Genomic DNA, 18450 nt, shown 5'->3' with positions numbered 1-18450 from the left:
CGCGCGGCGACCGGCAAATTGACCGCGAGGGCCGGCTGTGTAAAGTATCCGGCAACACCGCCAAGGCCTTCCTGATCACGCGATGGATATCGGCGCCCGCCTGCATCGGGTTCGCACCGCCCACGGACTGAGCCAGCGCGAGCTGGCCAAGCGGGTGGGCGTGACCAACAGCACCATCTCGCTGATCGAACAGAACAAGGTCAGCCCCTCGGTGAGTTCGCTGAAGAAGGTGCTGGACGGCATTCCGATCTCGCTGGCCGATTTCTTCACCCAGGACCTGCAGATCGGGCCGGCCGACGCGCCGTTCTATGCCGCCGACGAACTGCCGGATGTCGGCAGCGACGGCATCCACTACTACCTGGTCGGACAACACCGCCCGCAGCGGCAGATGTGCATCCTGCGCGAGGTGATGCCGCCGGGCAGCGACACCGGCACCGCGATGCTGGTGCACGAGGGCGAGGAAGGCGGCGTGGTGGTGGCGGGCGAAGTGGAGATCACCGTCGGCACGCAGGTGCGCGTGCTGCGCGCCGGCGAGGGGTACTATTTCGAGAGCCGGGTGCCGCACCGGTTCCGCAACGTCGGCGGCGAGGCGGTGGTGATCGTCAGCGCCAACACCCCGGCCACGTTCTGAGCGCCAGCTGCGCCGCGGGGCTTGCTGCCGCCTCGCCGCGGCCGCACGACCCGCAGATCCGTTCCTTCCTCCCGATCCGGAGCTTCCGATGACCGCACCCCGCACACGCGATGCCTGGCAGGCGATGGCCGACGCGCTGCAGCTGCGCACCCAGGCCTTCATCGACGGACGCTACGTCGCCGCGGCCAGCGGCAAGACCTTCGACTGCATCAGCCCGATCGACGGCCGCGTGCTCGGCCGGGTCGCCGAGGGCGAGGCCGAGGACATCGAGCGCGCGGTCGCCGCGGCGCGGCGCAGTTTCGATGCCGGGCACTGGTCGCAGGCCAAGCCGGCGCAGCGCAAGAAGACCCTGCTGAAACTGGCGCAGTTGGTCGAACAGCATGCCGACGAGCTGGCACTGCTGGAATCGCTGGACATGGGCAAGCCGGTGCGCGACGCGCGCAGCGTGGACGTGGCGGCCACGGTGCGCTGCCTGGCCTGGACCGGCGAGGCGCTGGACAAGGTCTACGGCGAGGTGGCGCCGACCGGGCAGGACGAGCTGGGCCTGATCACCCGCGAGCCGCTGGGCGTGGTCGGCGCGATCGTGCCATGGAATTTCCCGCTGCTGATGGCCGCGTGGAAGATCGCCCCGGCGCTGGCGGCGGGCAATTCGGTGGTGCTCAAGCCCTCGGAGAAATCGCCGCTGAGCGCGCTGCGCCTGGCCGAGCTGGTGGCCGAGGCCGGCATCCCCGATGGCGTGTTCAACGTGGTGCCCGGCTTCGGCAAGGGCGCCGGCGAGCCGCTGGCGCTGCACATGGACGTGGACGGCCTGGTGTTCACCGGGTCCACCGCGGTCGGCAAGCGCCTGCTGCAATGCGCCGGGCTGTCGAACATGAAACGCGCCTACATGGAATGCGGCGGCAAGAGCCCGAACCTGGTGTTCGCCGACGCGCCGGACCTGGAGCAGGCGGCGCAGGCCGCGGCCGGCGCGATCTTCTACAACCAGGGCGAGGTCTGCACCGCGGCCTCGCGCTTGCTGGTGGAGCGCTCGATCAAGGACGAGTTCGTGGCCCGCGTGGTCGCCGCCGGGCGCGCGCTGCAGCCGCGGCACCCGTTCGACGACGACGCGGCGATGGGTGCGCTGGTGGACGAGGCGCAGACCCACCGCGTGCTCGACTACATCGCGCGCGGCAACGAGGAAGGCGCACGGTTGCTGCTCGGCGGCAAGCGCGTGGAGGTGGTCGCCGGCGGCTGCTACGTGGAGCCGACCATCTTCGACGAGGTCGGCCACGAGCACACCATCGCCCGCGAGGAGATCTTCGGCCCGGTGCTGTCGGTGATCGCCTTCGACGACGAGGCGCACGCGCTGCGCATGGCCAACGACAGCGACTACGGCCTGGCCGCGGGCGTGTGGACCCGCGACATCGGCCGCGCGCACCGGGTGGCGCGCAAGCTGCGCGCCGGCAGCGTCTGGGTGAACTACTGGGACGGCGGCGACATGACCGCGCCGTTCGGCGGCTACAAGCAATCGGGCAACGGCCGCGACAAGTCGCTGCATGCGTTCGACAAGTACACCGAGATGAAGGCGACCTGGATCAATCTGGCGGTTTGAGCCGGGATTGGGGATTCGGGAGTGGGGATTGGCAAGTGCGCAGCATTGCGCTGTTCTGTAGGAGGGGCTTCGGCCCCGACGCCTTGCCGGTAACGCGTCGGGGCTGAAGCCCCTCCTGCAGGACGCGGCCGGTCACATCCCGACTCCCGACTCCCGAAATCCCGGCTCGGAAACCCGCTCCACGCGGCAGGCGAAACAGCCCTGGCGCGCATTGTGCAGATGCAGATAACGCACGTGCGGATCGGCGAAGGCCTGCACGATCGCGGCTGCGATCGTTTCGCCGGCATGCACGTCGGCGGCGACCATCATGTCGGCCGCATCGTAGCCGCGCAGCGAGATCAGGCGCCTGCGGATCGCGTCGGGCACCTGGCCTGGCGCCACCGTCGCAGTCTGCACGTGGCGGCGCACGTAGATCGGCCCGGCGGCACGGTACGGCGTGTCGGCCGGCTGGTGCAGGTAGTGCAGCAGCAACAGGTCCTCGCCGGGCTGCGCGTCTTCCAGGCTGATCCGGCATGGGAAGCCCGGGGTCTGGTCGGCGCGGACGCGGCGCGCGCCGTGCGCGTGCAACTGCGCATCGTCGAGGTCGAACAGCGGTGCGAACGGTGCGGCGGGCAGGCCGACGCAGACGAAGCTGGACATATGCGCTCCAAGAGAAGATCGGGCGCATAGCGTGCGCGCCGCCGCGGCGCCGCGCTGGCCGGATTCGGACACGGCAGCGGCCGCCGCGCGTGCCTCGATCGGGCGCGGTGCCGGTCGCAGCCGCGCCGTCGCTGCGCCCCGGGCTAACAGCGAAAGAGCGCGGGCAGTGACGTGCGTGGGGTCGCGTGCGGACTCAGTCCGGCACGTACTCGGCAAAGGTGAGCGGATGTTTGGGATCGGCGGCGTCCACCTTGTCCGTGGACTTCTTCAGCGCGTCGGCGTCCGGCGACGGATCCGAATTCAGCTGCCAGCTCTGCTGGATGCGCTTGTGGAACAGCCAGGTCTTGCGCTCGGGCACGTAGCGGAAGGTGATGAAGTCGGTCCAGTGCTGGCCGCAGGAGACGCCGTTCTGCACGGTGAAGTAGCGGCCCTTGGCCGCGAACGGATCGTCGCTGTCGGTGAACGGGTCGCACTGGCCGCCATCGTCGCGCTTGAGCACCACGTGGTCGTTGCGCGCGGCCAGCCGGTAGTGGCCGTCGGCCTGCTGCACGAAGATCAGCAGCGGCCGTGCCGGCGCCGGTTCGCGCTCGGCTTCGCCGCGTTGCTGCAGCGCCACCAGGTAGTCGGCGCGGCCGTCTCCGTCCAGGTCGGTGCGCAGCTGTTCCAGCGGCAGGTAGCCGGCCGGCAGCTGGCGCAGCAGGTCGGCGGGCAGGTCGGCGGCGCGGGCGCCGTGCGTGGCGAGCAGCAGGAGGCCGACAGCTGCGGCGACGCGGAGCGACATCGGCATTGGCATGGGAGCGTTTCGGATGTTGAGGGGCGCAAAGCCTAACCGACGCGGCACGCGAACGGCCGGATGGCGCCGCCAGCGCGCCGCTGCGCGATGTCGTTTCCTGCGCTGATCTGCCGCAGCGTCCTGGTGCCGAGCAGGCGTGGCCGCCAAGAGCGTCGGGACTGAAGTCCCTCCCACAAGAAGCGCCGAACGGCCCGGGCGCAGGCGCTCCGCCGCCTGCTTCGCAATCCCGAATCCCGAATCACACCAGCCCGGCAAAGGCTTCCGCCACTCCCTGTACCCGCCCGCAATCGTGCGCGTCGTAGCCGGGCAGCAGGCCGAGTTCGTGCTGGAACGTGTCGCTGCGCAGCAGGTCCACGATCGGCGCCAGACGGCCGCTGTCCAGCGCCTCGCGGCGGCACAGCAGGAAATAGCGCTCGCTGGCGAGCGGGATGAAGTCCAGGCCGTAGCGCCGCGCCGGCGGTTCCAGGCCGAAGCCGGCATCGGCCAGGCCGCTGGCGACGTAGGCGGCGACCGCGGCATGGGTCAGTTCCTCCATGTCGGCGCCATGCAGGGCGCTCAGCGGCAGGCCTTGCTGCGCCAGCAGGCATTCCAGCAGCAGGCGCGTGCCCGAGCCGGGTTGGCGATGGATGAAACGCACGTCGGCGCGCAACAGGTCGGGCAGGGCATGGATGCGTTTGGGATTGCCGGGCGCCAGCAACAGGCCCTGGGTGCGCGTGGCCAGGTGCAGCACGCAATCGCCGTGCGGATCGAGCCGGTCGCGGTAGTGCGCGAGCAGTTCGTTCTCCAGTTCGCCGATCGGCAGGTGCAGGCTGGCCAGGTCGCAGGCGTCGTTGCGCAGCGCGGCCAGGGCATCGTCCGGGCTGCGGTATTTCAGTTCCAGCGGCGCGCCGGCCAGGACCATGCAGCGGCGCAGCGTCTCCACCCCGAAGCCATGCGAGGCGTGCAGGCGCAGCGGCGCCGCTTCCTGCCGGAACACGCGCTCCAGTTCGGTCTCCAACTCGCTGGCCAGGCTCTGCAGGGTCGGCGCCAGGCGTGCGGCGATGCGCTGCTCGGCCCACACCAGGCGCTCGCCGATCGGCGCCAGGCTGGCGCCGCGGCCGCGGGTGGCGCGCAGCAGCGGCTGCCCGAACAGGCGCCGCGCCTCGCGCAGCGTGCCCCAGGCATAGCGGTAGGACAGCCCGGTCTGGCGGCAGGCCGCGGCCAGCGAACCGGTGTCGCGGATCGCCAGCAGCAGTTCCGCCAGCCGCGGCGGCAGGCGCTGCCCATCCTCGGTGTGCAGTTCCCATTGCGGCTGGATGGTCACCTTGTACACGCGGGTTGCGGCTCGCAATAGGCTTTCTACAGCCGATTATTAGACCATCCGATGCTCGGCGCCATCGTGCTTTCGTACTACGCTCGCCGCGCGCCTTGCGCCGGCCGTGCCGCCGAAGAGGCCATGTCCGATCGCCGATATGCGCTCCATCACATAAGACGCCGCTGCACCGGAGGGGAATCGAATGAGCGACTCGAGTAGCGCGGCCAGCGCCGCGCACACGGCCCATACCGGCCTGCTGGCGAAGGAACGCATCGTCGCCGGGCCGGGCTTCAACCGCTGGCTGGTGCCGCCGGCCGCGCTGGCGATCCATCTGTGCATCGGCATGGCCTACGGCTTCAGCGTGTTCTGGTTGCCGTTGTCCAAGGCGCTGGGGATCACCGAAGCGGTGGCGTGTCCGGCGGACATGGGCTTCCTGGCGCGAATCGTGTCGGCCAGCTGCGACTGGAAGATCAGCGAGCTGCAGTGGATGTACACGCTGTTCTTCGTGCTGCTGGGCTGTTCGGCGGCGCTGTGGGGCGGGTGGCTGGAACGCGCCGGGCCGCGCAAGGCCGGCGTGGTCTCGGCGCTGTGCTGGTGCGGCGGGTTGGTGATCTCGGCGCTGGGCATCCATCTGCACCAGATCTGGCTGCTGTGGCTGGGCTCGGGCGTGATCGGCGGCATCGGCCTGGGGCTGGGTTACATCTCGCCGGTCTCGACCCTGATCAAGTGGTTCCCGGACCGCCGCGGCATGGCCACCGGCATGGCGATCATGGGCTTCGGCGGCGGTGCGATGATCGGCAGCCCGCTGGCCGATGCGCTGATGCGCCACTTCGCCGGCCTCGACTCGGTCGGGGTGAAGGAGACCTTTCTGGTCATGGCGGCGCTGTATTTCGTGTTCATGATGGCCGGTGCGTTCGGCTACCGGGTGCCGCCGAGCGGTTGGACGCCGGCCGGCTGGACCGCGCCGGCGGCCAGCGCCAACGCGATGATCACCGCCCACCACGTGCACGTGAGGAAGGTCTGGGGCATCCCGCAGTTCTGGCTGCTGTGGGGCGTGCTGTGCCTGAACGTGTCGGCCGGCATCGGCGTGATCGGCATGGCCTCGCCGATGCTGCAGGAAGTGTTCGGCGGACGCCTGATCGGCGTGGACGCCGGCTTCGGCAGCCTGGACACCGCGCAGCTGGCGGCCATCGCCGCGATCGCCGCCGGCTTCACCGGCCTGCTCAGCCTGTTCAACATCGGCGGGCGCTTCTTCTGGGCCAGCATGTCCGACAAGCTCGGCCGCAAGCACACCTACAGCGTGTTCTTCGTGCTCGGCATCGCCCTGTACGCGGCGGCGCCGTGGGCCGGCAAGGTCGGCGGCAGCGCGCTGTTCGTCGGCATCTTCTGCGTGATCCTGTCGATGTACGGCGGCGGCTTCGCCACCATTCCGGCCTACCTGGCCGACCTGTTCGGCACCCAGATGGTCGGCGCGATCCATGGCCGCCTGCTGACCGCCTGGGCCACCGCCGGCATCCTCGGCCCGGTGGTGGTGGGCTACATGCGCGAATACCAGCTGGGCCTGGGCGTGCCGCCGTCACAGGTGTACAACACCACCATGTACATCCTGGCCGGGATGCTGGTGCTGGGCCTGATCTGCAACCTGCTGGTGCGGCCGGTGGCGGCCAGGCACTTCATGACCGCGCAGGAACTGGCTGCGGAGAAGCAGCTGGCGCACGAGAAGGTCGGCAGCAACGGCGGCGCGGCGCTGGATGCGGCGCAGCTGGCGCAGGTCGGCCACGGCGGCAATCCGCTGCTGGTGGCGCTGGCCTGGCTGGCGGTCGGGGTGCCGATGCTGTGGGGCATCTGGGTCACCTTGCAGAAGGCGTTCGTGCTGTTCCACTGAATTTGCGGAAGGGAGGCGTCACCATGTACTCGCGTGCGTCTTCCCGGCCCGGCGCCGTCGCGCGCGGCGTGCGTCGCCATCGCGACGGGCGCACCGCGCTCACCCAGGACCTGGTGGCGGCCGAGGTGCCGGTGGCGTTCGCCTACAACGGCGAGCCGTTCGTGGTGATGATGGCCACTCCGGAAGACCTGCACGACTTCGCGCTGGGCTTTTCGCTCAGCGAGGGCATCGTCGAGGATCCGGCGCAGTTGCGGATCGCCAGCGTGGATACCTTCCTGGAAGGGGTTTCGCTGCAACTGCAGATCCCGCCCGCACATGCCGCGGCGCTGCAGTCGCGACGCCGCAACCTGCAGGGCCGCAGCGGCTGCGGGGTGTGCGGCAGCGAATCGATCGAGGCGGTGCTGCGCGCGCCGCGGCCGTTGCCGGCCGGCGTCGCGATCGCGCCGGCGGCGCTGGCGCGGGCCTTGCGCGAGCTGCGCCAGCAGCAACCGCTCAACGCGATCACCGGCGCCACCCACGCCGCCGGATGGGCCGACGCCGACGGATGCGTGCAGCTGGCGCGCGAGGACGTGGGCCGGCACAACGCGCTGGACAAGCTGATCGGCGCGCTGGCCAGCGCCGGCCTGGACCCGGCCAGCGGTTTCGCCGTGGTCACCAGCCGCGCCAGCTACGAGATGGCGATGAAGGCCGCCCAGGCCGGCATCCCGCTGCTGGCCGCCATTTCCGCACCCACCGCGCTGGCGATCGCGCTGGCCGACAGCGCCGGCCTGACCCTGATCGGTTTCGCCCGCGACCACGATTACGTCGTCTACAGCCATCCGCAGCGCCTGCACCAGGCCGAGCACGCCGGAGAGCCCGCATGAGCAAGAAAACCATCCAACCCTATACGCAGCCGGCCGGCGGCTGGGGCGCGTTGCGCGCCGTCGCCACCCACCTGCTGCAGCAGGACGTGGCGGTGCAGGGGGCCAAGACCCTGTTGCACGCCAACCAGCCCGACGGCTTCGACTGCCCCGGCTGCGCCTGGCCCGACCGCGACCACACCTCGACCTTCGAGTTCTGCGAGAACGGCGCCAAGGCGGTGGCCGCCGAAGCCACCGCGCGCCGCGCCACGCCGGAACTGTTCGCGCAGCACAGCGTCGCGCAGCTGGCCAAGTACAGCGACTACTGGCTGGAAGGGCAGGGCCGGCTGACCCATCCGCTGCGCTACGACAGCGCCAGCGACCACTACGTGCCGGTGGGCTGGGACGAGGCGTTCGCGCTGATCGCCGCGCACCTCAACGGCCTGGCCTCGCCGGACGAGGCGATCTTCTACACCTCCGGGCGCACCAGCAACGAGGCCGCGTTCCTGTACCAGCTGTTCGTGCGCGAGTTCGGCACCAACAACTTTCCCGACTGTTCGAACATGTGCCACGAGCCGTCGGGCACCGCGCTCAAGTCGCAGATCGGGGTCGGCAAGGGCACGGTGTCGCTGCACGACTTCGAGCTGGCCGACGCGATCTTCATCTTCGGCCAGAATCCCGGCACCAACCACCCGCGCATGCTCGGCGAGCTGCGCCAGGCGGCCAAGCGCGGTGCGGCGATCGTGTCGTTCAATCCGCTGCGCGAGCGCGGCCTGGAGAAGTTCGCCGATCCGCAGGACAAGCTGCAGATGCTGCACAACGGTTCGACGCGGATTTCGTCGGATTATTTCCAGCTGAAGATCGGTGGCGACCTGGCCGCGGTCAAGGGCATCATCAAGCACGTGCTCGAGCGCGATGCCGAGGCCGCGCGCGCGGCGCAACCGCGCCTGCTGGATCTGCAGTTCATCACCCAGCACACCGCCAACTTCGACGCCTTCGCCGCGGACGTGATCGCCGAACCGTGGGCGACCATCGTCGAGGAGTCCGGGCTGAGCGAGGCCGAGCTGCGCCGCGCCGGCGAGATCTACCTGAAATCCGAACGGCTGATCGCCTGCTGGGGCATGGGCATCACCCAGCACAAGCATTCGGTGGCCACGATCCACATGATCGCCAACCTGCTGCTGCTGCGCGGCCATCTGGGCCGCCCCGGCGCCGGCGCCTGCCCGGTGCGCGGCCACAGCAACGTGCAGGGCGATCGCACGATGATGATCTACGAGAAGCCGCCGGCCGCGTTCCTGGACCGGCTGCAGGCGGTGTTCGGGTTCGATCCGCCGCGCGCATCCGGTTTCGACACCGTCGGCGCGATCGAGGCCATGCTGGACGGCCGCGCCAGGACCTTCTTCGGCATGGGCGGCAACTTCGCCACCGCCACCCCCGATACCGACGCCACGCATCGCGCGCTGCGCCGCTGCGACCTCACCGTGCACGTGACCACCAAGCTCAACCGCAGCCACCTGGTGCACGGCCGCGACGCGCTGATCCTGCCGTGCCTGGGGCGCACCGAGATCGACATCCAGGAGGGCGGGCCGCAGAGCGTCAGCGTCGAGGATTCGATGAGCATGGTGCACCTGTCGGCCGGCATCAATCCGCCGGCGTCGCCGGAGCTGCTGTCGGAGCCGGCGATCGTCGCGCGCCTGGCCGAGGCCACGCTCGGCACGCGCAGCGCGATCCGCTGGCGCTGGCTGGTCGCCGACTACGACCGCATCCGCGACCTGATCGCGCAGGTGTTCGAGGATTTCGCCGACTTCAACACGCGGGTGCGGGTGCCCGGCGGTTTCCGCCTGTCCAACACCGCACGCGACCGCGTGTGGGAGACGCCGGAAGGGCGCGCGGTGTTCAAGGCGCACGCGGTGCCCACCGACAACCCGATCCACCGCGCGCGCCGCCAGCGCCCCGAGCAACCGGTGTTCACCCTGGCCACCACGCGCTCGCACGACCAGTACAACACCACCATCTACGGCCTGGACGACCGCTACCGCGGCGTGTTCGGCGAGCGCCGGGTGCTGTTCATCAACTCCGCCGACATCGCCGACCTGGGACTGCAGGCCGGCGCCTGGGTGGACCTGGAAAGCCTCGGCGAGGATGGCGTGCAGCGCCGGGCCAAGCGCTTCCTGCTGGTCGAGTACAACATCCCGCGCGGCTGCCTGGCCGCGTACTACCCGGAAACCAACGGCCTGGTGCCGTTGTCCAGCTTCGCCGACGAGGCGCGCACGCCGACCTCCAAGTCGATCCCGGTGGTGGTGACGCCGCACCTGGCCGAGGCCGCCGACGCGGCACCGCGCGACATCGGCGTGGCGCTTGTCCGCTGATCCGGCGCTGACCCGGGCGCTGTTCGAGGCATTGGCGCCGGAGCCGGAGGGGATCGCCCTGGCGCGGCTGTGCAAGCGCCTCGGCGTGCGCATGAGCGTGCTGCTGCGGACCCTGGCCTGGCTGGGCGAGGCCACCCTCGACGGGCGCGCGGGGCCGGGCTGGATCCGGGTGGAGACGCGCGGCGAGCGCGAGGTGGCGGTGCTGACCGCCGCCGGTCGCGCGCAACTGCCGCGCTGAGCGCGAAGCGGCATGGCGCTGCGGCGCCGCGGCCGATCTGCCAGAATCGGGCGGTTTCCCGTCGATGCCGCTTCCATGACCGCTGCCGCGCTTCCCGCTTCGCCCGTCAATTCGCCGCGCCGCGTGCTGTTGGCCAGCCTGGTCGGCACCACCATCGAGTTCTTCGATTTCTACATCTACGCCACCGCCGCGGTGCTGGTGTTCCCGAAGCTGTTCTTCCCCGAGGGCGACGCCGACGCGGCGCGGCTGCAGTCGCTGGCCACGTTCGCGGTGGCGTTCGTGGCGCGGCCGGTCGGCTCGGCGCTGTTCGGCCATTTCGGCGACCGCATCGGGCGCAAGGCGACGCTGGTCGCGGCGCTGCTGACCATGGGCCTGTCCACGGTGGTGATCGGGCTGTTGCCCAGCTACGCCAGCATCGGTATGTGGGCGCCGGCGCTGCTGGCGCTGTGCCGCTTCGGCCAGGGCCTGGGCCTGGGCGGCGAATGGGGCGGGGCGGTGTTGCTGGCCACCGAGAACGCGCCGCCGGGCAAGCGCGCCTGGTACGGCATGTTCCCCCAGCTGGGCGCGCCGCTGGGCTTCCTGCTGTCCTCCGGGATCTTCCTGCTGCTGGATGCGGTGCTGGACGATGCGCAGTTCATGGGCTGGGGCTGGCGCATCCCGTTCGTGGCCAGCGCTCTGCTGGTGGTGACCGGGCTGTGGGTGCGCCTGCGCATCCACGAAACCCCGGATTTCCAGAAGGCGCTGGAACGCAAGGAGCGGGTGGCGTTGCCGATGTGGACGGTGCTGTCGCGGCATGCCGGCGCGCTGCTGCTCGGCACCTTCGGCGTGTTCGCGACCTTCATGCTGTTCTACCTGATGACGGTGTTCGCGCTGGGCTACGGCACCGCGGTGCTCGGCTACGGCCGCGAGCAGTTCCTGCTGTTGCAGATGGTCGGCATCCTGTTCTTCGCCGCCGGCATTCCGCTGTCGGCGCACTACGGCGACCGCTACGGCACGCACCGCGCGATGATCGCGGCCGGGCTCGTCATCGTCCTGTTCGGGCTGGGCTTCGCGCCGCTGTTCAGCGCTGCGCATCCGTGGCAGCTGCTGGCGTTCCTGTCGCTGGGGTCGTTGTTCATGGGCCTGACCTACGGGCCCTGCGGCACCTTGCTGGCCGAGCTGTATCCGGTGCCGGTGCGTTACACCGGCGCCTCGATGTCGTTCAACCTGGCCGGCATCATCGGTGCGGCGCCGGCGCCGTACGTGGCCAGCTGGCTGGCCAAGCACTACGGCCTGCCGTGGGTCGGCTACTACCTCAGTGCCGGCGCGGCGCTGAGCCTGCTGGCGCTGCTGGTGATCGGCGCCAGGCGCCGCTGAGGCCGCACGCGCGCGCTCAGGCGGCGTGCTCGACCCGGTTGCGGCCGCCGGCCTTGGCCAGGTACAGGTGCTTGTCGGCCTCGGCCAAGAGCGGATGCAGCGCATCGCGGCGCGCGTCGCTGGTGCATACGCCGATGCTGATGGTGATGCGCAGGGCCTGCCCGCCCACCTGCACCTGCAGCGTATCGATGCGCTGGCGCAGGGTCTCGAAATAGGCGCCGGCCGCCGCCGCGTCCAGGCCCGGCACCAGCATGCAGAATTCCTCGCCGCCGAAGCGCGCCACCAGGTCCTGCGGGCGCGCATGCGCGGCCACCGTCGCCGCCACCGCGCGCAGCGCGTCGTCGCCGGCCTCGTGGCCCCAGCTGTCGTTGATGTGCTTGAAGTGGTCGATGTCGAGCATCGCCACGCTGACCGTGTCGCTGCGCGCCAGCCATTGCGGCAGCAGGCGCTGGCTCTGTTCCAGGAAATGCCGGCGGTTGGGCAGGCCGGTGAGGAAGTCGCGGGTGGCCAGGTCCTGCAGCGTGCCGATCAGTTCCAGCTGGTCCACGTTCTGCGACACGCGGCAGAAGAACTCTTCGCGCGAGAAGGGCTTGCGCAGGAAATCGTTGGCGCCGTTCTTGAGGAAGCGCGGCACCAGCGACGGGTCGCTGTTGCCGGACAGGCCGATCACCGCCAGCTTGTCGCGGGCGCGGATCGCGCGCAGCCGGCGGGTGAATTCCACCCCTTCCATGCCCGGCATTTCCTGGTCCACCACCGCCAGGCGGATCGCCGGATTGGCCTCCACCGCCTTCAGTCCGGCGGCGCCGTCGGCGGCTTCCACCACCTGGTAGCCATACATCGCCAGCAGGCTCGCGGCGTAGGCGCGGGCCGAGCGCGAATCGTCCACCACCAGCGCGGCGATGCTGCGGTTGCGCGCCAACCGCTGCACCAGCCAGGCCAGGTAATCGATGCTGCCGGGCGCGTTCTTCAGCACGAAGTCGATGATCTGCTGGGTCAGCACGCGCTTGCGCAGGCTCTCGTCGTAGACCCCGCTGACCACCACCGTGGGCAGGCCGCGGGCGACGAAGAAATCCACCACCGTGTCGCGGTCGCCGTCGGCCAGCACCAGGCCGGTCAGGGCCAGGAACCAGGAGCCGCCGTCGTCCAGTGCGTGCGCCGCTTCGGCCAGGGTCGAGACCACGGTGACCGGCAGTTCCACCCGCTGCTCGATCGCTTCGCGCAGCAGGCCGGTGAACGTGCGCGAATTCTCCACCAGCAGGATGCGCTGCTGGGCAGCCGCGCTTTCGCTGGCGATCGGGTAGGCCGGCAACGGTTGCAGCATGCGAGCCGCGCAAGGCGCCCTTGGGGAGTAGACCTCAGTTAGCGGCCGTGCCGCGGGCAACTTTAGGCCGTCCGGCGGCGGCGACATGCCGCCGCCGCGGCGCGCTCACCACAGCGCGTCGCGCAGCTTGTACCAGGACATCGCCGCCACCAGCAGCGGCGTGCGCAACGCACGGCCGCCGGGGAACGGCGCGTGCGGAATCCTGGCGAACAGGTCCAGGCGCTGCGACTGCCCGGCGATGGCCGCGGCGATGGCGTCGCCGGCCAGGCCGGTGGCGGCCACGCCATGGCCGGAAAAGCCCTGCGCGAAGTACACGTTCGGGGTCAGCCGGCCCCAGTGCGGGGCGCGGTTGCGGGTGATGTCGACATAGCCGCCCCACACGTAGTCCAGCGCGACCTCGCGCAGCTGCGGGAACACCCGGCGCATGCGCCGGGTCATGACCCCGCGCAGGCCCGGCGGCGGCAGCGAGGAATAGCTGGCGCGGCCGCCGAACAGCAGGCGGTGGTCGCGGCTGAGGCGGAAATAGTCCAGCGCCCAGTTCACGTCGGCCACCGCCATGTCGTTGCCGATCAGTTCGCGCGCCAGCGCCGCGCCCAGCGGCGCGCTGGCGCCGATGTAGGTGCCGACCGGCATGATCCGCGATTCCAGTTCCGGCGCGATGCCGCGCAGCCAGGCGTTGCCGGCCAGCACCGCGAAATCGGCCTGCACCTCGCCGTGCGCGCTGCGCAGGATCGGCTGCGCGCCGCGCACCAGCGCGGTCACCGGCGAGTGCTCGTAGATGCGCACGCCGGCGGCCAGCGCCGCGCGCGCCAGCCCGTGCGCGTATTCGAGCGGGTGCAGGTGGCCGCTGGCCGGGTCGTACATCGCGCCCAGGTAGCGCTCGCTGCGCAGGTGTGCGCGCAACTGGTCGCGGTCCCACCACTGCAGCGGATAGTCGTAGCGCTGCGCCATCTCGACGATGCCGGCCTGCAACGCACGCACCTGGCGCGGCTTGATCGCCACGTGCGCATGGCCGTCGCGCCAGTCGCAGGCGATGGCGTGGCGCTGGATGCGGTCGCGCAGCAGCTGCATGCCGTCGCGCGAGAAATCGAACAGCAGCCGCGCCTCGGCGCTGCCGAGCAGCGTTTCCAGCGTGTGCTGCTCGCAGCCGTAGCCGACGATGGCCTGGCCGCCGTTGCGCCCGGACGCGCCCCAGCCCACACGCTGCGCTTCCACGATCGCGACCTGATAACCGGCCTCGGCCAGCGCCAGCGCCGCGCTCAACCCGGTATAGCCGGCGCCGAGAATGCACACGTCGGCCCGCACCTGGCCGCGCAGCGGCGGCTGCGGCGGCAGTGGCGTGGCGCTGTCGGTGTACCAGTTGCGGGAGGGCTGGGGCATTGAGGGGCGGGGATTCGAGATTGGGGATTGGGGATTCAAAGCGCCTGGCTGCATGGAAGGCGGGTGGCGGGAATGTCGCTTCTACGAATCCCCAATCCCCAATGCCGAATCCCGGCCCCTCACACCGTACGCAAATACCACCGGTAATCCAGATCGCTCACCTGCGCATGGAAATCCAGCATCTCGCGGCGTTTCTGCTGGCCGTAGACGTGGCGGAAGCGGGCGCCGAACCGATCGGCGACGAAGTCGCTGGCGAGGAATCCGGCGATCGCGCCGCGCCAGTCCGGATGGCGGATCTCGGTCTGTGCGTAGGCGTTGCCCTGTACCGGCGGACCCGGGTCGAAGCCATGCTGCAGGCCGTGCTCGATGCCGGCCAGCACCGCCGCGGCGACCAGGTATGGATTGGCGTCGGCGCCGGCGATGCGGTGCTCGATGCGGGTATTGGCCGGATCGCTGTACGGCACCCGCATCGCCACGGTGCGGTTGTTGAAGCCCCAGCTGTCGTTGAGCGGCACGAACGCATTGGGCACGAAGCGGCGGTAGCTGTTGGCGTGCGGGGCGAACAGCAGCAGGCAGTCGTCGGCGCTGCGCTGCAGGCCGCCGATGGCATGGCGCAATGCGTCGGCCGGCGCCTGCGGCGTGCCGGCGAAGACGTTGTCGCCGGCGTCGTCGAGCACGCTCACGTGCAGGTGCAGGCCGCTGCCGGACTGCGCGGCGAACGGCTTGGCCATGAAGCTGGCGAGCAGGCCCTGCTGCTGCGCGATCGCCTTGATCGCGCGCTTGAGCATCAGCGCGTCGTCGCAGGCGGCCAGCGCGTCGCCGCGGTGCTTGAGGTTGATCTCGAACTGGCCGGGCGCGTACTCGGCGACCGCGGTATCGGCGGGGATGCCCTGCGCGCGGCAGGCCTGCGCGACCGCGTCGGTGAAGCCGCGCTGGTCGTCCAGCTCCTGCATGTAATAGACCTGGGTGCTGTCGTTGCGCAGCCCGGTGTGCGCCTGCAGCGGCGGTTGCGGCCGGCCGTCGGCGTCGGCGCGCGGATCGAACAGGTAGAACTCCAGTTCCACCGCGATCACCGGAGTCAGCCCGCGCGCGCGCAGCCGCGCCAGCACCCGCGCCAGCACTTCGCGCGGGGCGATGTCCAGCGGGTCGCCGGCGCCGTCGCGCATCGCCAGCAGCAACTGCGCCGAGGGCACCGGCGCCCACGGCACCGGCTGCAGCGTGCCGGGGACCGGGAAGCACAGCCGGTCCTCGTCGCCGATGTCGTAGCCCAGGCCGGTTTCCTCGACCGTATTGCCGGTGATGTCGGTGGCGATCAGCGACATCGGCAGGCATACGCCGTCGCGATAGACCTTTTCCAGCGCGTCGCGGGCGATGCGCTTGCCGCGCAGCAGGCCATTGCTGTCCGGCAGCAGCAGGTCGATCTGTTCGCAGCCGGGGATGCGTTGCAGGGCCTGGGCGGCGTCCGGGGGCAGGGGCGGAGCGTCGTGGGTGCGGGTCATGGTGGCGGCCTGCGGGAGTGCGACGAGCTTAGCAGAGCCGGGTTCGCGTCAAGAATACTCAACAGGCCGATGCGCCGGCAGCGTGGACGCGACGGGCGCCGCATCTGCGCGTCCGCCGTCCCGATCCTGTAACAAAGCGCGCTGCGCCGGATATGGGCAGTGGCCGTACGCCCGTGCTGGCCGCCAGGCGCCGCTGTGGCGTGTTGTAAAAATAAAACGCCCGGGGTAACTTGCGACGACGCCACACGAGCTCTTCGCATGGCTGTATCGCCCCTGGTCGGCCTGTCGACCGATCGCAAGCTCATCGGCCAGCATCCGTTCCTGGTCGCTGGAGAAAAGTATCTGCGTGCAGCGGTCGATGGCGCCGGCGTGACGCCGGTGCTGCTGCCGTCGCTGCAGCCGCCGGTCGCACCGCGCGACTGGCTGGCGCGGCTGGACGGCCTGTTGCTGACCGGCGCGGTCAGCAACATCGAACCGCATCACTACGGCGACGAACCCAGCTGGCTCGGCAATCCGCACGATCCGGCGCGCGACGCCAACACGCTGGACCTGATCCCGCAGGCGATCGCGCTCGGCCTGCCGATCCTGGCGATCTGCCGCGGCTTCCAGGAAGTCAACGTGGCCCTGGGCGGCAGCCTGCACCAGAAAGTACATGCGGTGCCCGGCCTGTCCGACCATCGCGAGGACACCCAGGCCGCGCTGGACCTGCAGTACGCGCCGGTGCACGAGGTCACCCTGAGCGAAGGCGGCTGGCTGGCGGACATCGCCGGCAGGGAGCGGGTGCGGGTCAACTCGCTGCACGGGCAGGGCGTGGCCCGGCTCGGCGGCGACCTGATCGTGGAGGCGCGCGCGCCGGACGGATTGATCGAGGCGTTCCGCGGTATCGGTCCCGGCTTCCTGCTGGGGGTACAGTGGCATCCGGAATGGCGCGTCCTCGACGACCCGTTCTACCTGGGCATCTTCCAATCCTTCGGCGATGCCTGTCGCCACTACGCGGCTCGCCGCACGCACTGAATCGAATTCCCCCATGGCCAGCCGACCGCGCTCCCGCAAGAATACCCCCGAACAGCAGGAAAGCTCGCTGCGCCGTTGGCTGAAGGATCGCCACATCACCGAAGTCGAGTGCCTGGTGCCGGACATCACCGGCAACGCGCGCGGCAAGATCATTCCCGCGGCCAAGTTCTCCCACGACTACGGCACGCGCCTGCCCGAGGGCATCTTCGCCACCACCGTCACCGGCGAGTATCCCGACGACTACTACGACCTGACCTCGCCGTCGGACTCGGACATGCAGCTGCGCCCGGACCCGGATACGGTGCGGATGGTGCCGTGGGCCACCGACCCGACCGCGCAGGTGATCCACGACTGTTACACCAAGGACGGCCAGCCGCACGACCTGGCGCCGCGCAACGTGCTGCGCGGCGTGTTGCAGGCGTATGCGGCGATCGGTTTCAAGCCGGTGGTGGCGCCGGAGCTGGAGTTCTTCCTGGTGCAGAAGAACACCGATCCGGACTTTCCGCTGCTGCCGCCGGCCGGCCGCTCGGGGCGGCCGGAGACGGCGCGGCAGTCGTACTCGATCGACGCGGTCAACGAGTTCGACCCGATCCTGGACCTGATGTACGACTACTGCGACGCGATGGAACTGGACGTGGACACCTTGATCCACGAATCCGGCGCGGCGCAGCTGGAGGTCAACTTCACCCATTCCGATGCGCTGTCGCGCGCCGACCAGGTATTCCTGTTCAAGCGTACGATGCGCGAGGCGGCGATGCGCCACGGCGTCTACGCCACGTTCCTGGCCAAGCCGATGGAGAACGAGCCGGGCAGTGCGATGCACATCCACCAGAGCCTGGTCGACAAGCACGGCAAGAACGTGTTCAGCGGGCGCCGCGCCGGCGAGTACAGCCGCACCTTCGCGCACTACCTGGCGGGGTTGCAGAAGTACGTGCCGATGGCGATGGCGGTGCTGGCGCCGAACGTCAATTCCTACCGCCGGCTGATGTTCGGCGAGGTGTCGCCGAGCAACGTGCTGTGGGGTTTCGACAACCGCACCTGCGGGCTGCGGGTGCCGATCGACACGATCGAGAACATGCGGGTGGAGAGCCGCTTCGCTGGCTCCGACGCCAATCCGTATCTGGCGATGGCGGCGACGCTGGCCTGCGGGTTGCTGGGCATCCGCGAGAAGCTGGAGCCGACCGCGCCGATCAGCGGCAACGGCAAGGAGATGGGCTACCAGTTGCCGCGTTCGCTGGGCGAGGCGCTGGACGAGCTGGAGCGGTGTACGCCGCTGCAGGAGATGCTGGGGCCGCGTTTCGTGCGCGCCTACATTTCGGTCAAGCGCAAGGAATACGAAACGTTCTTCCGGGTGATCAGTTCGTGGGAGCGGGAGTTCCTGTTGTTGAACGTGTGAGTCCGCCCTTATTTGCGATGGCGGATCGAGAAGGCTGCAGTCGCCAGCTGTTGCTGTTGCTGTTGCTGTTGCTTTGCGTTTGATCTGCCGGGCCCCCTCAGCGCGGCAGACCCGGCGGGCGAATACCCGAAGGGCGGCGCGCAGGATGCGCGACGTTTTTCGTTGGCACATGGATGTGCCATCGAAAAATGCCCGTCGGGGCTGC

16 protein-coding genes are annotated in these 18450 nt (G+C 70.1%); 9 read left to right on the top strand and 7 right to left on the bottom strand.

What is annotated here, in order from left to right:
• Positions 1-82: 82 nt before the first annotated feature.
• Together HDC36_RS06840 and HDC36_RS06835 are read left to right on the top strand one after the other, a co-directional pair.
• On the top strand, positions 83-631 hold the full coding sequence (locus HDC36_RS06840; protein ID WP_179565724.1) for a cupin domain-containing protein: 549 nt from the start codon (positions 83-85) through the stop codon (positions 629-631).
• 88 nt (positions 632-719) lie between these two features.
• Entirely contained in the window at positions 720-2222 is a 1503-nt protein-coding gene (locus tag HDC36_RS06835; RefSeq protein WP_179565722.1) for an aldehyde dehydrogenase, read from the top strand.
• A 132-nt stretch (positions 2223-2354) separates the two neighbouring features.
• Here HDC36_RS06835 and HDC36_RS06830 read toward each other — a convergent pair whose 3' ends face one another.
• From HDC36_RS06830 to HDC36_RS06820, 3 genes are all read right to left on the bottom strand, one after another.
• Positions 2355-2861, bottom strand: a complete 507-nt coding sequence (locus tag HDC36_RS06830; RefSeq protein ID WP_179565719.1) for a DUF1203 domain-containing protein — start codon at positions 2859-2861, stop codon at positions 2355-2357.
• A gap of 193 nt (positions 2862-3054) precedes the next feature.
• The gene (locus tag HDC36_RS06825; RefSeq protein WP_255432635.1) at positions 3055-3648 is read right to left on the bottom strand and encodes a hypothetical protein; all 594 of its coding nucleotides are present in this window, start codon (positions 3646-3648) and stop codon (positions 3055-3057) included.
• Positions 3649-3892: 244 nt separating this feature from the next.
• Positions 3893-4966 (bottom strand): helix-turn-helix transcriptional regulator, encoded by a 1074-nt coding sequence (locus HDC36_RS06820; protein ID WP_179565717.1) that lies wholly within the window; start codon positions 4964-4966, stop codon positions 3893-3895.
• Positions 4967-5150: 184 nt separating this feature from the next.
• On the opposite strand from HDC36_RS06820, the gene HDC36_RS06815 reads away from it, so the two are divergent.
• The 5 genes from HDC36_RS06815 to HDC36_RS06795 all read left to right on the top strand — a co-directional run bounded on the left by HDC36_RS06815 (position 5151) and on the right by HDC36_RS06795 (position 11635).
• The gene (locus tag HDC36_RS06815) at positions 5151-6833 is read left to right on the top strand and encodes an OFA family MFS transporter (RefSeq protein WP_179565715.1); all 1683 of its coding nucleotides are present in this window, start codon (positions 5151-5153) and stop codon (positions 6831-6833) included.
• A 23-nt stretch (positions 6834-6856) separates the two neighbouring features.
• The gene (gene fdhD, locus HDC36_RS06810) at positions 6857-7696 is read left to right on the top strand and encodes a formate dehydrogenase accessory sulfurtransferase FdhD (protein ID WP_179565713.1); all 840 of its coding nucleotides are present in this window, start codon (positions 6857-6859) and stop codon (positions 7694-7696) included.
• A complete protein-coding gene (locus tag HDC36_RS06805) occupies positions 7693-10041 on the top strand; it encodes an FdhF/YdeP family oxidoreductase (RefSeq protein ID WP_179565711.1) in 2349 nt (782 codons plus the stop codon). Before fdhD ends, HDC36_RS06805 begins: the two co-directional genes overlap by 4 nt.
• On the top strand, positions 10031-10279 hold the full coding sequence (locus tag HDC36_RS06800) for a hypothetical protein (RefSeq protein WP_179565709.1): 249 nt from the start codon (positions 10031-10033) through the stop codon (positions 10277-10279). The genes HDC36_RS06805 and HDC36_RS06800 overlap by 11 nt, the downstream gene beginning before the upstream one ends.
• A 75-nt stretch (positions 10280-10354) precedes the next feature.
• A complete protein-coding gene (locus tag HDC36_RS06795; RefSeq protein WP_179565707.1) occupies positions 10355-11635 on the top strand; it encodes an MFS transporter in 1281 nt (426 codons plus the stop codon).
• Positions 11636-11651: 16 nt separating this feature from the next.
• Here HDC36_RS06795 and HDC36_RS06790 read toward each other — a convergent pair whose 3' ends face one another.
• The 3 genes from HDC36_RS06790 to HDC36_RS06780 all read right to left on the bottom strand — a co-directional run bounded on the left by HDC36_RS06790 (position 11652) and on the right by HDC36_RS06780 (position 15835).
• Positions 11652-12956, bottom strand: coding sequence for a diguanylate cyclase (locus HDC36_RS06790; RefSeq protein WP_179565705.1), 1305 nt, complete (start codon positions 12954-12956; stop codon positions 11652-11654).
• Between the two features lie 105 nt (positions 12957-13061).
• Complete coding sequence (locus HDC36_RS06785; RefSeq protein WP_218848099.1) at positions 13062-14336, bottom strand: FAD-binding oxidoreductase; 1275 nt, start codon at positions 14334-14336, stop codon at positions 13062-13064.
• Between the two features lie 119 nt (positions 14337-14455).
• The gene (locus HDC36_RS06780; protein ID WP_179565703.1) at positions 14456-15835 is read right to left on the bottom strand and encodes a glutamine synthetase family protein; all 1380 of its coding nucleotides are present in this window, start codon (positions 15833-15835) and stop codon (positions 14456-14458) included.
• Positions 15836-16093: 258 nt separating this feature from the next.
• On the opposite strand from HDC36_RS06780, the gene HDC36_RS06775 reads away from it, so the two are divergent.
• The gene (locus HDC36_RS06775; RefSeq protein ID WP_179565701.1) at positions 16094-16849 is read left to right on the top strand and encodes a gamma-glutamyl-gamma-aminobutyrate hydrolase family protein; all 756 of its coding nucleotides are present in this window, start codon (positions 16094-16096) and stop codon (positions 16847-16849) included.
• A 13-nt stretch (positions 16850-16862) separates the two neighbouring features.
• On the top strand, positions 16863-18245 hold the full coding sequence (locus HDC36_RS06770; RefSeq protein ID WP_179565699.1) for a glutamine synthetase family protein: 1383 nt from the start codon (positions 16863-16865) through the stop codon (positions 18243-18245).
• 8 nt (positions 18246-18253) lie between these two features.
• Here the strand turns inward: HDC36_RS06770 and HDC36_RS23300 are convergent.
• Positions 18254-18450 (bottom strand): hypothetical protein (locus HDC36_RS23300; RefSeq protein WP_218848097.1); only part of this gene is annotated, 197 nt, incomplete at its 5' end.

It is taken from the genome of Xanthomonas sp. JAI131 (assembly GCF_013410075.1).
In the GTDB taxonomy this organism is placed as follows: domain Bacteria; phylum Pseudomonadota; class Gammaproteobacteria; order Xanthomonadales; family Xanthomonadaceae; genus Xanthomonas_A; species Xanthomonas_A bonasiae.
Note: the sequence above shows the minus strand (reverse complement) of the source record. Positions and strands in the feature narration are given on the sequence as shown.

What these genes read in the sequence shown, in the direction of transcription:
- HDC36_RS06840 (WP_179565724.1), top strand. Translation starts at nt 83, where the DNA reads ATGGATATCGGCGCCCGCCTGCATCGGGTTCGCACCGCCCACGGACTG.
- HDC36_RS06835 (WP_179565722.1), top strand. Translation starts at nt 720, where the DNA reads ATGACCGCACCCCGCACACGCGATGCCTGGCAGGCGATGGCCGACGCG.
- HDC36_RS06830 (WP_179565719.1), bottom strand. Translation starts at nt 2,861, where the DNA reads ATGTCCAGCTTCGTCTGCGTCGGCCTGCCCGCCGCACCGTTCGCACCG.
- HDC36_RS06825 (WP_255432635.1), bottom strand. Translation starts at nt 3,648, where the DNA reads ATGCCGATGTCGCTCCGCGTCGCCGCAGCTGTCGGCCTCCTGCTGCTC.
- HDC36_RS06815 (WP_179565715.1), top strand. Translation starts at nt 5,151, where the DNA reads ATGAGCGACTCGAGTAGCGCGGCCAGCGCCGCGCACACGGCCCATACC.
- fdhD (WP_179565713.1), top strand. Translation starts at nt 6,857, where the DNA reads ATGTACTCGCGTGCGTCTTCCCGGCCCGGCGCCGTCGCGCGCGGCGTG.
- HDC36_RS06805 (WP_179565711.1), top strand. Translation starts at nt 7,693, where the DNA reads ATGAGCAAGAAAACCATCCAACCCTATACGCAGCCGGCCGGCGGCTGG.
- HDC36_RS06795 (WP_179565707.1), top strand. Translation starts at nt 10,355, where the DNA reads ATGACCGCTGCCGCGCTTCCCGCTTCGCCCGTCAATTCGCCGCGCCGC.
- HDC36_RS06790 (WP_179565705.1), bottom strand. Translation starts at nt 12,956, where the DNA reads ATGCTGCAACCGTTGCCGGCCTACCCGATCGCCAGCGAAAGCGCGGCT.
- HDC36_RS06785 (WP_218848099.1), bottom strand. Translation starts at nt 14,336, where the DNA reads ATGCCCCAGCCCTCCCGCAACTGGTACACCGACAGCGCCACGCCACTG.
- HDC36_RS06780 (WP_179565703.1), bottom strand. Translation starts at nt 15,835, where the DNA reads ATGACCCGCACCCACGACGCTCCGCCCCTGCCCCCGGACGCCGCCCAG.
- HDC36_RS06775 (WP_179565701.1), top strand. Translation starts at nt 16,094, where the DNA reads ATGGCTGTATCGCCCCTGGTCGGCCTGTCGACCGATCGCAAGCTCATC.
- HDC36_RS06770 (WP_179565699.1), top strand. Translation starts at nt 16,863, where the DNA reads ATGGCCAGCCGACCGCGCTCCCGCAAGAATACCCCCGAACAGCAGGAA.